This is a genomic window from Microcoleus sp. S13C4 (assembly GCF_036700865.1).
Lineage (GTDB): Bacteria > Cyanobacteriota > Cyanobacteriia > Cyanobacteriales > Microcoleaceae > Microcoleus.
Window position 1 is genome coordinate 1 of sequence record NZ_JAUBPS010000100.1, and the last position, 13,994, is coordinate 13,994.

The 13,994-nt window shown below is 45.0% G+C and carries 11 protein-coding genes and 1 pseudogene; 6 read left to right on the forward strand and 6 right to left on the reverse strand.

Annotated elements, in window-relative coordinates; genetic code table 11:
* Positions 1-66: 66 nt before the first annotated feature.
* From QT996_RS26190 to QT996_RS26200, 3 genes are all read right to left on the reverse strand, one after another.
* Complete coding sequence (locus tag QT996_RS26190) at positions 67-183, reverse strand: thiamine S protein (protein ID WP_333050219.1); 117 nt, start codon at positions 181-183, stop codon at positions 67-69.
* A 71-nt stretch (positions 184-254) separates the two neighbouring features.
* The gene (locus tag QT996_RS26195; RefSeq protein WP_333050221.1) at positions 255-1,646 is read right to left on the reverse strand and encodes a response regulator; all 1,392 of its coding nucleotides are present in this window, start codon (positions 1,644-1,646) and stop codon (positions 255-257) included.
* Positions 1,643-4,468, reverse strand: a complete 2,826-nt coding sequence (locus tag QT996_RS26200; protein WP_333050223.1) for an ATP-binding protein — start codon at positions 4,466-4,468, stop codon at positions 1,643-1,645. The genes QT996_RS26195 and QT996_RS26200 overlap by 4 nt, the downstream gene beginning before the upstream one ends.
* A 411-nt stretch (positions 4,469-4,879) precedes the next feature.
* On the opposite strand from QT996_RS26200, the gene QT996_RS26205 reads away from it, so the two are divergent.
* Together QT996_RS26205 and QT996_RS26210 are read left to right on the forward strand one after the other, a co-directional pair.
* On the forward strand, positions 4,880-5,047 hold the full coding sequence (locus QT996_RS26205) for a hypothetical protein (RefSeq protein WP_333050224.1): 168 nt from the start codon (positions 4,880-4,882) through the stop codon (positions 5,045-5,047).
* Positions 5,048-5,291: 244 nt separating this feature from the next.
* A pseudogene (locus QT996_RS26210) lies at positions 5,292-5,463 on the forward strand (transposase); the annotation flags it as partial.
* Here QT996_RS26210 and QT996_RS26215 read toward each other — a convergent pair.
* Complete coding sequence (locus QT996_RS26215; RefSeq protein ID WP_333050225.1) at positions 5,463-6,914, reverse strand: hypothetical protein; 1,452 nt, start codon at positions 6,912-6,914, stop codon at positions 5,463-5,465. The pseudogene QT996_RS26210 and the gene QT996_RS26215 sit on opposite strands and share 1 nt — an antisense overlap.
* A gap of 610 nt (positions 6,915-7,524) precedes the next feature.
* Here QT996_RS26215 and QT996_RS26220 point away from each other — a divergent pair.
* Together QT996_RS26220 and QT996_RS26225 are read left to right on the forward strand one after the other, a co-directional pair.
* Positions 7,525-9,024: a GUN4 domain-containing protein gene (locus tag QT996_RS26220; protein ID WP_333050226.1), complete on the forward strand. Its 1,500-nt coding sequence runs from the start codon at positions 7,525-7,527 to the stop codon at positions 9,022-9,024.
* 218 nt (positions 9,025-9,242) lie between these two features.
* A complete protein-coding gene (locus QT996_RS26225; RefSeq protein WP_333050227.1) occupies positions 9,243-9,506 on the forward strand; it encodes a hypothetical protein in 264 nt (87 codons plus the stop codon).
* Positions 9,507-9,634: 128 nt separating this feature from the next.
* Here the strand turns inward: QT996_RS26225 and QT996_RS26230 are convergent, their stop codons facing one another.
* The gene (locus tag QT996_RS26230; RefSeq protein WP_333050228.1) at positions 9,635-10,162 is read right to left on the reverse strand and encodes a P-loop NTPase family protein; all 528 of its coding nucleotides are present in this window, start codon (positions 10,160-10,162) and stop codon (positions 9,635-9,637) included.
* A 356-nt stretch (positions 10,163-10,518) separates the two neighbouring features.
* Between QT996_RS26230 and QT996_RS26235 the strand changes: the two genes are divergently transcribed.
* Together QT996_RS26235 and rph are read left to right on the forward strand one after the other, a co-directional pair.
* Positions 10,519-11,085: a nucleoside monophosphate kinase gene (locus QT996_RS26235; RefSeq protein ID WP_333050229.1), complete on the forward strand. Its 567-nt coding sequence runs from the start codon at positions 10,519-10,521 to the stop codon at positions 11,083-11,085.
* Between the two features lie 124 nt (positions 11,086-11,209).
* The gene (gene rph, locus QT996_RS26240) at positions 11,210-11,929 is read left to right on the forward strand and encodes a ribonuclease PH (protein ID WP_333050230.1); all 720 of its coding nucleotides are present in this window, start codon (positions 11,210-11,212) and stop codon (positions 11,927-11,929) included.
* 505 nt (positions 11,930-12,434) lie between these two features.
* Here the strand turns inward: rph and QT996_RS26245 are convergent.
* Positions 12,435-13,994, reverse strand: a 1,560-nt coding sequence (locus tag QT996_RS26245) for a CHAT domain-containing protein (RefSeq protein ID WP_333050231.1), incomplete at its 5' end; no start/stop codon positions are given.

Below are 13,994 nucleotides of genomic sequence, written 5' to 3' on the forward strand. Positions count from 1 at the left end.
ACCCTCATTCTCTCCTTAACGGTGGCTCTAGTTTTTCTTGGACCACCGTTCTCATCTTTAGTTAGTCTAAACTACAGATACGGGAGTTTCTTTGGGAAATTCTAATTTCAGTTCGGACAAGCCCTCTGCTTCTTGATAGGGGGTGAAGAGCTTGACAGTGATGGTGATTGGTAGATTAGACATGGGCGATCGCCTGATTAACGGTATATTTACCAAACAGCACCACAAACATTCACCAGAAAGAATTCTGATTACTAATGCTGAATTGGAATCTCAATTACAAACTCTACCCCCCATTCAGGCGAGGAAATGCAGGTAAGCTGACCTCCATGTTTTTCTTCTACAATCTCACGGCTAATAGACAAGCCTAAACCTGTCCCTTTACCCACTGATTTGGTAGTAAACATCGGCGTAAATAAATGCTGCATTATCTCCGGCGTTATCCCAAGTCCATTGTCAGCAATCCGAATCATTACTCTGTCGCCCTGAAGCATTTCAGTGCAGATCCGAATCTGCGGATTGTCATTGCTCTGTTGCTTTTCACAGCACAGCGGACAACTAATCGTAGACTCTTCTAAAGAATCAATTGCATTCGCTAATATATTCATAAACACCTGATTTAGTTGCCCAGGATAGCACTCTACCAGTGGCAGTTCACCGTACTCTTTAATAACCTTAATAGCTGTGTGAGGGCCTTTACCTTTCAGCCGATGACCTAAAATCAACAGGGTACTATCTAGGCCATCGTGAATATTCACTGGTGTGAGTGCCGATGTATCCAATCGAGAAAAATTACGCAGTGACATAGAAAGATTATAAAGTCGCTCTGTTCCTACAGCCATTGAATCAATAATTTTAGGCAAATCTTCAACGATAAACTCTAAATCAAGCTCCTGGGACTTTTCCTCAAATTCTAATGTCGAAGCAAAACTGTACTGGCAAAGCTTCGCCATCGCGATCAAATCGGCAATATGTTCCTTTGCAGGAGGGAGATTGCTGGAGATAAAACTAACTGGATTGTTAATTTCGTGAGCCACCCCAGCGACAAGCTGACCCAGGCAAGCCATTTTTTCACTTTGAACGATTTGCACTTGAGCTTTTTTAAGATTATCCAAAGCTTGAGAAAGTTGAGCAGTTCGTTCTTCCACCCGTTTTTCTAACTCCTGCGCGAGCTGATATAACGCTGATTCTGCTGCAAGCCTGTCTTCAATTTCCCGTTTCAGCATTAGGTTTTGCTCTGCGAGAGTTTTAGTCAAATAACGCAGTTTTAAATGGATGTTGACGCGAGCTAACACCTCTTTTTGTTCAAAGGGTTTAGTAATGTAATCCACAGCCCCTAGATTAAAGCCCTTGACCTTATCTCCTATATCAGAAAGAGCCGTCATAAAAATTACGGAAATTTCGTTTGTCAATGGACTTGCCTTCAACCGATGACAGGTTTCAAACCCGTCAATTCCTGGCATCATCACATCTAACAGAATCAAATCAGGCTGACTATATTCAGCCTGTTCGATAGCAGTTTCGCCATCAGTTGCTACCAATATCTCCCATCCTGAACCCGCTAAAGCTTCAGAAAGCACGTCCAGATTACTAGGGTTGTCATCGACAATTAAGATGGTGCTGGTTTCCATATTTTCTACCTTCATTCTTTTTCTGTTCGGTGGGATGTAATAAACTCTTTGATTTTTTTGACCTGATAGCCTTGGGCTAACTGGCGCAGCTCTACAGCAAACGACGAAAATTTCTTATCCAACTTTTCTAGGTGTTCACTGCGCTTCACAATTCCTTTCAGGTTGCCTCTCATTGCCAGTTCAAATAAAAGTTCCATTTCTCCTAGCGGGGGAGCAATTAAAGGGGTTGATTCAGAAATTGGTGAAGGAGCAGAGGAAAGGGGAATAGTGCTGATTTTTTCATTTTTTCGTTCGTCATATATCCATTCAAGTTTCAAATATTTTTGCAACATATCAAATAGCTCTTCTATCTGCACGGGCTTACCGAGAAAATCGTTTGCTCCACCCTCCAAGCTTCTATGTTGATCCGTAGCAAATACACTGGCAGATGAAGCAATGATTGCCACCTCTTTATAGTGTGGCAAATTTCGGATACGGCGCATCATCTCAAAGCCATCTAACACTGGCATCACCAAGTCAGTGATAATCAGATCGAACTGAAACTGTGCTACTTGGTCTAAACCCTCTTGACCGTTTTTAGCTTCGGTAACTTCAAATCCGAGGGGTTCTAGCAGATTGACAATGACTGAGATATTTTCCCATTTGTCATCCACTACCAAAATTTTCTGCTTTCTACCTTGGTAACCAACCAGTTTTCTTTCCTTGGCAATCGTGGCTGTATTTCCCCACTCTGTCGCTGCCGGTAAATCCAAATCTAGCCAAAAAACACTGCCTGCTCCTGACTGACTTTTTACTTGAATTGTACTACGCATCATTTCGACAATTTTCTGGCTAATTGCCAAACCGAGCCCGGTTCCTTCTGCCTGACGCTTGCTGTCTCCTACCTGTTCAAAAGGCAAAAATATTTTTTTTAATTGTTCTGGTGTCATACCAACGCCAGTATCTTCAATTTGAAAGCGAATTTTATGAATTGGTGAGGGGGGTTTTTGCTGATTGCTTTCTAACTTTTCACCTATCCCCATTTCCAGATATTCTATCTTAAAAGTCACCCCTCCCGACTCGGTAAACTTAATTGCATTGCTCAGTAAGTTAATGAGTACCTGTCGCAACCGTTTTTCGTCAGCGTGGATGCCAGGAGGCATTCCAAGACAGGGTTGATAAACAAAAGCAATTCCTTTTTGTTCGGCTCGGATGCGGCAGATTTCCGCGACTCCGTGCAAAAAGGAAGGAAAAGGGAAATCTTTTGCGTACAGTTCAAATTTCTGGGCTTCAATTTTAGCGAGGTCTAAGATATCATTGATGAGGGTGAGCAGGTGGGAGCCACACTGGTGAATGATACTGATGCCTTGGAGTTCTTTCGGAGCCATCGTTGTCGATTGTTCTAGGATTTGAGCGTACCCTAAAATGCCATTGAGGGGCGTTCTCAATTCGTGACTCATATTCGCTAAAAATTCACTTTTAGCTTGGTTGGCGGTATCAGCGATTTGTTTGGCTTCCGTGAGTTCAGCGGTGCGTTCTTCTACTCTAATTTCTAGCTCGGAATTAGTTTTTGCTAACGCATTAAAAGATTCCCGCAACTGCTGGGCCATTTGGTTGAAAGACTGACCCAGAACTTCTAATTCCTCTGCGCCTTTTATCTGCACACTTTTGTCTAAATCCCCACTGGCGATCGCCCTAGAAGCTGCGCTCAAACGGAGAATCGGGCTGGTAATCCAGCGTGCGGTTAGGATTCCCAAAACGGTAGCCAGCGTTAAGGCTCCCAAACACAACAAAATGGTAGTCTGGGTATTGGCGTTAATTTGATCCATGAAATCGCTTTCAGGAACTACGACCACGATCAGCCAGTCCAATCCTCGGCTATCCTGAAAGGGCATAACTTGGAGGAATTGCCGCTGGCGGGCGATCGTAAAATCTAATTGCTGAGAGCTATTAATTTTAGTGAGGTCGCCAAAGTGTTCTTTTAAATGTGCTGTTGTCAGCCGAATTAAATCATCTGTGCTGTCTAAAGCATTCAGCCGATCGAGCTTGTCATTGTTGGTGATAAATACTTCTTTGAGAGTTGAACTGCCTACTAGGAGTCCAGAACGTTCGATAATGAATGTTTGTCCCGAACGACCAATGTTTAAGCTGTGCAGGAAGTCACTGAGGAAAGAGATCAGAAAATTAGCAACGAATACCCCCCGCAGCTCGCCACTTTCGTCATAAACAGGATGTCCGGCAGGAAGCGAGAGCGTTTTCTGACCTGTAAGGGAAAAAATTTCGCTCCATGTGGGCTTGCCTAAGCGTACACTGTCTTTATACCATGAACGGCTGAATATATTGTAGTTTCGGGAGACTTTTAAGAGCTTCGTTTGATTGCCTTTGCTATCAGATTCATAAATATGAAGTTCATTCCGATGCTCTTTGTCTGCTATTTTAAAAACTATTTTGCCATTTTCTTGGCGTTCAATGGCAATGAATTCTCCAGTTTTAGTAGCAAAACCCATATTGGGCAGAGAAGGAAAGGCTTGAATTTGCTCCCACAAATAGCGCTCCGTACTCTCCAATTCGTCTGGATTTAAGTATCCTAGTCGAAGGGCACTGGCATTCAGTTGATTAACGCGAGGGGCTGTATCTAGGTATGTGTTGAGCTGCTGCTGGATGCGGGCCGTAATTTCACTCCGCAACTGGCTAGCAACTTCGTTGACTGCTTTTTGTCCGTTCCGTAAGGAGAGCCAGCCTGTCAGCCCGACGGCGGCAAAAATTTGCACGACGAATGGCAATACTAAAATCAGGCGAAGTGACAGCTTTTTTTGAGAACGGTTTGACAGAAAAGTGGTTGGAGATGTGTGTGACATTGATTTGGTGTTACTCCTGGGGTAACGAGTTGCCTGAAAAATCTCAGGGGATTTAGTGAAATGAGGCTGAGGAAATATATATTGAAAAGCAATCTATAATAGTTAGTGAAAAGTTTGAGACAGTAACTTGCTTAAACAAGAATGACTACTTACGTCTTTTCGGTGATAGCGGTATAATAAGATATGACTAAAGAGACTGACGGGCATTATTTTTTCCTATAAGGGCTCACTTATTTTATCCTTTAGGAAACCAATGAGCAATCATATCTAATAGATTACTTGGTTTAGAGCTATTTGTAGGAGTTTTTAACTTTACTTTACAGAGGGACTCTAAAAAGTAGAATCTCATCAAACTTACATATAAATTGATATAATATACGTCTAAAAAAATTGACCTTTCTCGCTAAAAACATGACACCCCAGGCCGGTGAGAACCCTAACGGCGGTCTAACTCACTACCGCGCTGAAGATTTGATGCACAACCCTGCGGATGACTCTCGTAGAGAATGCCGATCGCACATGAAACTTTACAATTCAAGCAAGTTTCATTTGCAGGAGTTACCGCAGGGTAATTGCTAATTGCTAATTGGGCACGAAAAAAATAAGTAAAGCGGTGCAGCAGAAGGGATTATGACAGAGGAGAAAGCTGAGGGCTATTCTTTTTATTCTGGGAAACTATGTCAGCTTAATAGTGAATTTGGTATTAGAGATGAACCGAGGGCGGACTCGGATTTTAAGGTTCTTCAAATCCTAGAGGCTAGGGCCTGTCATCAGTTGAGGTAAAGGAAGGTGAAGTAGAGATACAGCCGACTAGAAGGATTCGATCGCCGTAAAAAGCCACCGTTATGGCCTAGGGGATGAACAGTGGCAAAGGATCAAAGATTTGTTGCGCGGAGGTGAAGGCGATGTGGGTAGGACAGCTTGCCTACAATCGGTTGTTCGTGGAAGCGGTTTTGTACCGCTACCCAGCGGGCATCCCGTGGCGAGACTTGCCCTAGCGCGGGGCTATCCGTTGCAGTTCTTTGGCTTGTTCTAAAATTTTCTCGAAGTCTTCTTCGCTCAACCGCTGAATGTAGTTGATTTTGAACTCTTCTAGGAAGTCGCACAGCAGCAGTTGTATTTCTTGCCAGGTTTGCTGCTGTTGCAGTTCGGTTCCTAAAGCTTGCCCGAAATGTTGGACTAGCTGGCTTGAGAGTTTGATGCTTATGGGGTCTTCGCTGGCGATTTTGAAGGCTTCGTAGGCATCTTGGGGGCCGAGGGTGACTAATTTTGAGAGTTCTGCAACTAATTGCTCTGCTAGCTGTTTAGGCAGGTTTCCCAGGCCGGGTACTTGCTTCCATCCTTCATACAGGGGGGATTGTTTGAGGAATGTTTCAATATTGTACCGGAGAAGGGCTTCTAGGTCTGGCTGGAGTTGGGGGAGGACTTTGTAGACGGTTATTTGGACTAGATGGGTGGCGATCGCTTCTATTTCATTGATATTGTTGATGTCTAGATAGCGCTGTTTTTGAGATTGAAATAGTTGACGAGCGAGTTCACCTGTGGTAATTGATTGCTGCATCTGGTTGATGAGTTGAATTACTACAACTTCAGTCAATTCTTGAGCGAAGTTGGCGACGAAACCTCGGCTGATTTGGGTGCGTATGGGTTGGAGATCTGGCATTTTGGCTTGGTGGATGCGAATTGTGACGGGTAATATTCGCAACAGGCGCCAGAATGGGAGGAGCAGGAAGATGTCGTACCATCGCCAGAGCATGGCTGCTCGCCAAGTGACGCTGCGGTGCCGGCGGCTGATCAAGTAGGTACGGGCTAGAAATTCGATCGCGAATATGGCAATAAATGGCAGGTCGATTAGCCAGAAGTGATCGGTGAATTCGCCGTTTTCTCCAATCTCGCGGAAATAGTTGGTGGCGATTAATGGCTTGATTTTGGCATCAAACCACTTGATTTCTTTTTGCCAACCTTGTTTGTTTAAATAGTCTTGGCTCCAGAATCTTTGGAATGATTGTTTAGCGGAGTCTTGGGGATTAGGGGCGCGATCGCGCATCCGGTCTTTTATTTTTTCTAGGGTGCCACTTTTTGATGCTACTCGAAAGGGATCTTCATCGATCATTTTCGCGCTCAGATTGTTTATTTCCTGCAATTTTGCTGCTACTTGGGGAGATGGCAACCCTGTTTGCACTACTTGAATTTTTAATTTTTCTAACGTTTCTAGATATTGCTGGGTGTCTCGGTGGGGTTTAATTCCTTTAAATGGGTCGTATACTTGAGTTAGAACTGGCAGTTGCCGGAGGTAGAAATCTCGCCCCGGCACGTAAGTTATGTCAAATAATATTAGGCTTAAATTTCCTAGGGCGACCAGTGCCATGAACCGCTCGAACCAAGGTACTTTTGGTGATTTTTGGCGGGAGTTTGGAGTTTTAGAGGGCTGTAGTTTTGGTGTCACTGACGGTTCCTAATTAAGTAGACCTATGGAAATAGATGTAACTGGTAATAGCTGAGAAAAGGAAACAGGGAAAACTGGCTAATTGTCTGGTCGCGATCGGATGGCGTTCGCGGTAGCTAGTCTTTATTTTAACGTGCGTTTGTTGGGGAGTTTTGGATTGTTGATTCCGCCGGGTTAGCTAATAAATTATGCTGCTAAAATATTAAAGCCGCTCGAAGTTGACCGAAGCTGTAGCTCCCGTTAGTGTGCTTCTCTCTGGCAATAAAATTATATCTCAGGCGGAATCCTCAGTTTTTTTGGCGTTGCAGAGCTCACGGGGCTGGTAATAAATTACTATTTCTGTTTGATCTGGTGGCTCTTTGACCGCTAAATCAAATGTTTTGCACGGAGCGGAGTCTAAGGTTAGATGTGGACTTTGAGTTTGAGGTCAAACCCTCAAGAGAGTTATACTTGCTCAGGGGCACTCGGGCGAGAGTGCACCCTCTGATCGCTCCGGTGGCAGCCGCCGGAGTAAGGTTCGAGGTGTCGCCTCTACAAAAACCAGCTCGCGATCGGACTCTTGAATAATATTAAACCCTGAGTATAAATTGGTTCGCATTTTTTTTAATATATGACATACTGCCTTAATCTCGATTGCCCAAGAGACAAGCGTCAGAACCCCCCAGGCACAAAGTATTGTCTTAATTGTGGTTCAAAGCTGCTGCTAAAAGACCTTTATGCAGCAACTGAGCCTCTGCGCGACGGAGGATTTGGCCGGACTTTTCGAGCTGTTAATCATGGAAAATTTGAGGAATTGTGCGTGATAAAACAGTTGTCACCCCCTCAAGAATTTCAACGGAAACCTGGTCATTTTAAAAAATATGTTCGACTCTTTGAACAAGAGGCAAGGCGGTTATATGAACTGAAGCACCCGCAAATTCCTCAGTTAATTTCTTATTTTGAGGAAGATGGGCGCTTGTATTTAGTGCAAGAGTTTATTGATGGGAATAATTTAAAGGATGAGTTAGACAAGTACGGTGCTTATAGCGAAGTTAAAACGAGCGAACTGCTGTTAGATTTGTTGCCTTTGTTGAAGTTTGTTCACGACCGAAATGTAATTCACCGCGATATTAAGCCTGAGAATGTGATCCGCCGCTCTCGCGATCGTAAGTTAGTGCTGATAGATTTTGGGGTGTCTAAGCAGGTAGTAGCGGCTGCTCCGACCAAAACAGGAACGAAGTTGGGAACTCCTGGCTACGCGGCTCTAGAACAGCGTCACGGTAGGGCTGTTCCTGCTAGCGACCTTTATAGTTTGGGGGTGACTTGCATTCGGTTGCTGACTTCTGTTATGCCTTACCTGGATATCTACGGAGACATTCACGATGACCTTTACGATCCGCTTGAAGGCCGCTGGCTTTGGAGGGAGGCTTTGCCGAAAGGAACACAAATTAGCCAGGATTTAGGTCAGGTTTTGGATAAGTTGATTCAGGAATATGTTAAAGATCGCTACAAATCGGCTGTGGAAGTTTTGGATGCTTTAAAACCTCCTGTTGTTGTTGTACCCGTGCTGGAAAAGTCGCAGCAGGCAACAGTTGTTAGTCCTTCGGTTCCGACTCAACCTGTGACTGATACTCCGCTAGTTTATGTGAATTTAGAGTCCGAAAAAGGTATTGATTATTCTCACTTGGCAAGGCTGCTCGCTGCTAAAGATTGGCGGGGTGCTGATGAGGAAACTTCTGTGAAAATGCTGGAGGTGATGCAGCAAGTTTCACGAGGTTATTTGAGCGAGGAAGATATTAGGAAGTTTCCAGCTAAGGATTTGCAGACTATCGATCAACTTTGGGTGCGGCACAGTCACCGCAGATTTGGTTTTTCTGTGCAAAAGGGTTTGTGGCTCAAGTTGGGGGGAAAGCCTGGTGTTTATGATGCTACAGTTTGGGAGAAGTTTGGCGATCGAGTGGGGTGGCGGGTTAACAGCCAGTGGGTATACTATTCGGAGCTTAATTTTACTTCTAAAGCAAAGCCTGGACATTTGCCGGGGGGGACTGTTTTTGGGTGGGAAGGCGGGGTTTTGTGCGGTGTTTTGGGTTTGGGTGGGATCTGGTTTCTGCTGTCGCGGCGGGATTTGTAGAACGAAGCTAGAAGGTAGAAGGCAGAATTTATTAGTGAGGCCGCACCCCAAGCGAAGTCGAAGTGTTAGTCATGAAAGAGTTTTGAGTTGGGAATTAAAGAGTTAATAAATTTTGAGTTTAATCATTTGTTATGTAGAAATTAGCTCTAAAAAAAGGGGAAAATAAGATATAATCACAAACCCTTTTTTTTGTGCTATGTTCTTAGAGAAGGGCAAGTTTGCAAAGTCAAAAGCCAGTCCTCGGCGGTGGCCAACCATGGGGACTGGCTTGGGCTCCAATTTACCAAGGAGATTTATTTAGTATGTTGCAAGAAAAACGTCTCAAGCCGTGGACTATAGTTCGCTCGCTTCCAAATGTGGAAAAGGTGGTTGTGGGTGAGTTTCGCAGTTGGTCTGATGCAGACGGTCACTTGAAAATTCTCAAGCGGATGGTGCCGGCAGATCGATTGAGTGTTGTGTTCGATCCGGTAGTTCAAGCGTAACGTCGCTGGTAAATTGATCAGCGTGCGATCGCTCTTTGAGCTAAGCGATCGCCTCTTTTTTTAAATACTGTTTTTTTACATAAAAAATGCGACCGCTAAACAGGCGATGGCAACTTGAATCATTGTCCTTAACTGCGGCGAATTTCAGTAATTTGGTCGGCAACATCCAAAATTCTTTGGGGCATGGATGGCCCGGTAAAAATCATATCCAAATGATGCGGCTTGTTGTCAATCAATGCCACCACTTCGGCTTCGGGAATCAAGCCCAAATTAACCGCTAAACTCAATTCATCGAGAATAACTAACGAATAACGACCTTCGCGCACCGCATTTTGAACATACTGCCACAATTGTTCGATCGATCGCGTCTCCAGCTCATCTAAATCGGCATTCTCAATGCAGCGTGACAAATCGCAGCGCACCCAATCTAAATTTTGCCCCAGCCGCACCGGATGCTGGTGCCCTTGATTAATTCCCCCTTTGAGGAACTGCACCGCCAGCACCGGAGCTCCCTGTCCTGCAATTCTGAGGGCCTGAGCCATGACACTGGTAAAAAAGCAGCGGTGCGGGCCTGTAAAGACTTGCACCAGCCCTTGAACTGTGTAGGGCAAGCTGTGGGTTAAATTTAGTTTAGGGGTTTGTAACTGAGCAACCATAGGGCAATATTTAATCAGCAACTAAGTCTTGAGTGCAGCTCCGACCTTGGCGTGGCTGAAGCCTGCTTAACAATATATAGTGTACGGGGCCGAGTGCACATCGGATCGAACGCTAGATATACAATTTGTCAAAAGCTAGCTGCAGTGGCATTCGCAGTCATTTGTTCGATTTTTGAACTCAATTAGCACTTACGCAGAAACGGGGTTTTTTACTAAAATACGGCGTGGAGCTTGACATTTATACAGTTATAGGGTGAAAAACCAAGGTGATGAGAGTCTTGCGGCGTCCAGGGCTTTTAAGAAAACGTACACACATCGCGTAAAATTTGAATGTCGCGGCACTAGGAGCAGGGACTGTGAGAGTGGTTATTCTGGGCGGGCCAGGAGCGGGAAAGGGAACTCAGGCTGAACTACTGTGCAGCAATTTGAGCCTTCCTTTGCTGGCTGTGGGGGACATTCTACGGGAGGCGATCGCAGAAGACACAGATTTAGGCAAGCTGGCGGTGTCTTATGTCGAAAGAGGGGAATTAGTTCCCGACGCAACTATGATTCAATTCTTTCGCCGCCGACTGCTGCTGTGGGATGTCTTTAATGGCTGGGTGTTGGAGGGCTATCCGCGAACGGCTTTTCAAGCTGAGGAGTTGGATTTTTTATTAGAGGATTTGGCGCAGGAGCTAGATTGGGCCGTTTGGCTGAAAGTGCCGATCAAGGTTTTGTTGAGTAGGTCGATCGATCGCGCTCGATCGGATGACCATCCTGAAATTTTACAGCGTCGGCTCGATTTGTTTCACGAACGCACTATTCCTCTTTTAGAGTATTACGAATACCGCAACAAACTGTTAACTGTTGATGGCGATCAATCGCCAGAACAAGTCCAGCAGGATATTCTCCAATTGATCGAGGCTAAAGGTCAATCGACCTAAGATTTTAGATTTTAGATTTTAGATTGAATGACTGCATATTGGCCGAATCAAAAAAAACCGGAAGATTAATACCCAATTTTAAATTTTTAATGCCCAATTACCCATTACCAATTACCTAAATATTATGTCTTTCCAGCGTCCAGATGGCAGACAACCAAATCAACTTCGTCCGATTAGTTTCGATCGACAGTTTACCAAATTTGCTAGCGGCTCGGTGCTCGCAAAAAGTGGCGATACTCAGGTACTTTGCAGCGTTACAATCAAGCCGGGAGTGCCTAGATTTCTGGAGAATACCGGACAAGGTTGGCTGACAGCGGAATACCGAATGTTGCCAGGATCTACGCCGCAGCGACAAGAGCGGGAATTTATGAAATTATCGGGACGGACTCAAGAGATTCAGCGGTTGATTGGGCGTAGTTTGCGATCGTGCTTGGATATGCAACTATTGGGGGAACGCACAATACTTGTGGATGCGGATGTTTTGCAAGCGGACGCTGGGACTCGCACGACTTCAATTACTGGCGGTTTTGTGGCTGTGGCTGATGCTTTGAATAAGTTGGTGCAAAAAGGTGATTTGGTGCGATCGCCTATTATTCGTCAAGTGGCGGCCGTGTCTGTCGGACTTTTGGAAGGCGAGCCGTTTTTAGATTTGAATTATGTTGAAGATGTGGCGGCTGAAATTGATTGTAATGTGGTGATGAATGGAGATTTGAATATCATCGAAGTTCAGGGAACGGCGGAAGAAGGAAGTTTCAGCCGGAGTCAGTTAAATCAAATTTTGGATTTGGCAGAAACGGGAATTCAAGAATTGTTGGAGGCTCAGCGGCAAGCTTTAGTTCAGTAGGACTTACGCATGAGAGTCAAGAAACCGGGTTTTTACGATAATACTTCGTTTCAGTCAGTAGATTTGGTAAAAAAAACCGGGTTTCTTTGGTGCAAGTGCGACATTAAGCCCTTTTAGGGACACGTCAATGCCCATTGATTGGTGTCAACTTAATCTGAAATATCACTTAACCCCAAATACCGCCAGGGGTTTTAAACCCCTGGCTAATAGCGCAAGTCCTCTAAAAGAGGACTGAATAATTTATTCATTAGACTTCTCAATAAATTAGATTTTAGCTTAGGCTTAACTTCGGTTTCAGGTTTTTTTTGGAGATACAGCGGGAACCGCTGTAATAATTCCGGTGCAACCGGAAACGATATCAAGTGATCGTGTGGTGGCGGACTCGGCATAAAAAATAGTGAAAAGGGCGATCGCACTCGGAACTTGCTTGCTTGCGGGCGATCGACTTTTCCCGAAAAATCATTGATATTCAACCAATAACAAATGACAAATCACTAATCACCAATTACCAAGGACTCCCAATCATCACAAAAGCCGACCAATAATAAGGATGCGACAACTTCAAATCCGCAAACCCTTGCAGCGAAGTCGGCAACTCCACCCCCTCACCCCGACTCAAACCCCGCAATCGGCCACCCTCCAAACGCACATCCCCCCGCAACATCGCAATTTGCGCTTGTCGCAGCGCCGCCCCCTTAATTCGCGCTGTCTTCAACTGCTGGTAAAACTCACTCATCAATCCCAAAGTACCTTCATCACTCACGTACCACAAACTTCCCAAAGCCGTTTGCACCCCCGCTTGCAGCGCCAACCCCCCGAAACCCAACTCCGCCTGTGCATCTCCCACCGCAGTCCGACAAGCACTTAAAACTAACAGATTCACCTGCGGATCATTCAATCTCAAATCCCGCAATTGATCCAGTCGCAGCCGACTATTCCATAATTGAATAAAAGAATTATTCGGTACTCCAGGTCGAAATTCGCCGTGAGTAGCTAAGTGAATAATGCCAAAAGGCCGGCTTTGATGCTGTCGCTTCAAATTATCCAAAGTGAAATCCTCATTCAGAAAACTAACTCCCGGCCACTCTCTGGAAATAGCCGCTATTTCCGCAGGAACAGCAGGCAAAGGATTCAACTCGGAAAATTGCGACGCACCCATGGCTAAAACTTGAGAATTTCTGAGATCTACGTAGCGAGTATCTGTTAAATTAATGCTGGGCATCAGGCTGAGATTGTACTTTTCCACCAAAAATTGCTGTCCGTCGTGCAAAGCAGCAAAGGGCATACCTCTCAAACCTCGATCGACAACAAAGGAAATAGTATCCGTTCCGCACTTTTTCAAACTGTCCTCTAAAGGCGCAATCATCCACTTATAAAGCTGTTGGGAAGATGGTAGATAACTCGTAGTAGCCCGCACTCCCGGTTTGGTAATCTCATCCCTGAACTGAGTGACAACTTTCAGCAGTTCTGCCCGGTTCGCAGCCGGTACACTTTTGTGAACCACTTCACCGCAAGAAGTGATCAGCATTAAATTTAATTCTTCGGGCTGCGAGAACAGATAAATTAAGCTGGGTTTCGTGCCGGTTTGTGCGCCCACCGATGCTAACTTTTTTTGTATTTCCTCTGGGGATACCAAGTCGTTGCTAATGTTGAGTCCGAAATATTCCCCGAATTCTTGGCTGAAAGATTTGTCCAGCAGAGACAAAGCTTCCGATATTTTGCCGGCCTCCAAATTCCTGCCGATATCGCCGCGAAATGCTGACTGAATAACAGAATCTCTGATATTGGAATTGATAAAATTTCTCAGTCCTCTGGGAGGTAGCATTCTTTCGGGCGGCATCCTTTCTCCGGGTTTTCCTATATCTCGCGATATTCTGTTTTGGTTCTGCCGTTGTTCGCGGGTAAAGGGTTGGTTGCGATCGGGGAAAACCCGGCTTCTATCTAATGGAAATCTACCGCTTGGCGATGGTGGCGGTTGAGTTGTACCGGGTTGAGTTGTACCGGGTTGAGTTGTACCGGGTTGAGTTGTACCGGGTTGAGTTGTACCGGGTTGAGTTGTACCGGG

Excerpts from the sequence above, each read along its gene's own strand:
- QT996_RS26190 (WP_333050219.1), bottom strand. The coding sequence starts at position 183 with ATGTCTAATCTACCAATCACCATCACTGTCAAGCTCTTCACCCCCTAT.
- QT996_RS26195 (WP_333050221.1), bottom strand. The coding sequence starts at position 1,646 with ATGAAGGTAGAAAATATGGAAACCAGCACCATCTTAATTGTCGATGAC.
- QT996_RS26205 (WP_333050224.1), top strand. The coding sequence starts at position 4,880 with ATGACACCCCAGGCCGGTGAGAACCCTAACGGCGGTCTAACTCACTAC.
- QT996_RS26230 (WP_333050228.1), bottom strand. The coding sequence starts at position 10,162 with ATGGTTGCTCAGTTACAAACCCCTAAACTAAATTTAACCCACAGCTTG.
- QT996_RS26220 (WP_333050226.1), top strand. The coding sequence starts at position 7,525 with ATGACATACTGCCTTAATCTCGATTGCCCAAGAGACAAGCGTCAGAAC.
- QT996_RS26200 (WP_333050223.1), bottom strand. The coding sequence starts at position 4,468 with ATGTCACACACATCTCCAACCACTTTTCTGTCAAACCGTTCTCAAAAA.
- rph (WP_333050230.1), top strand. The coding sequence starts at position 11,210 with ATGTCTTTCCAGCGTCCAGATGGCAGACAACCAAATCAACTTCGTCCG.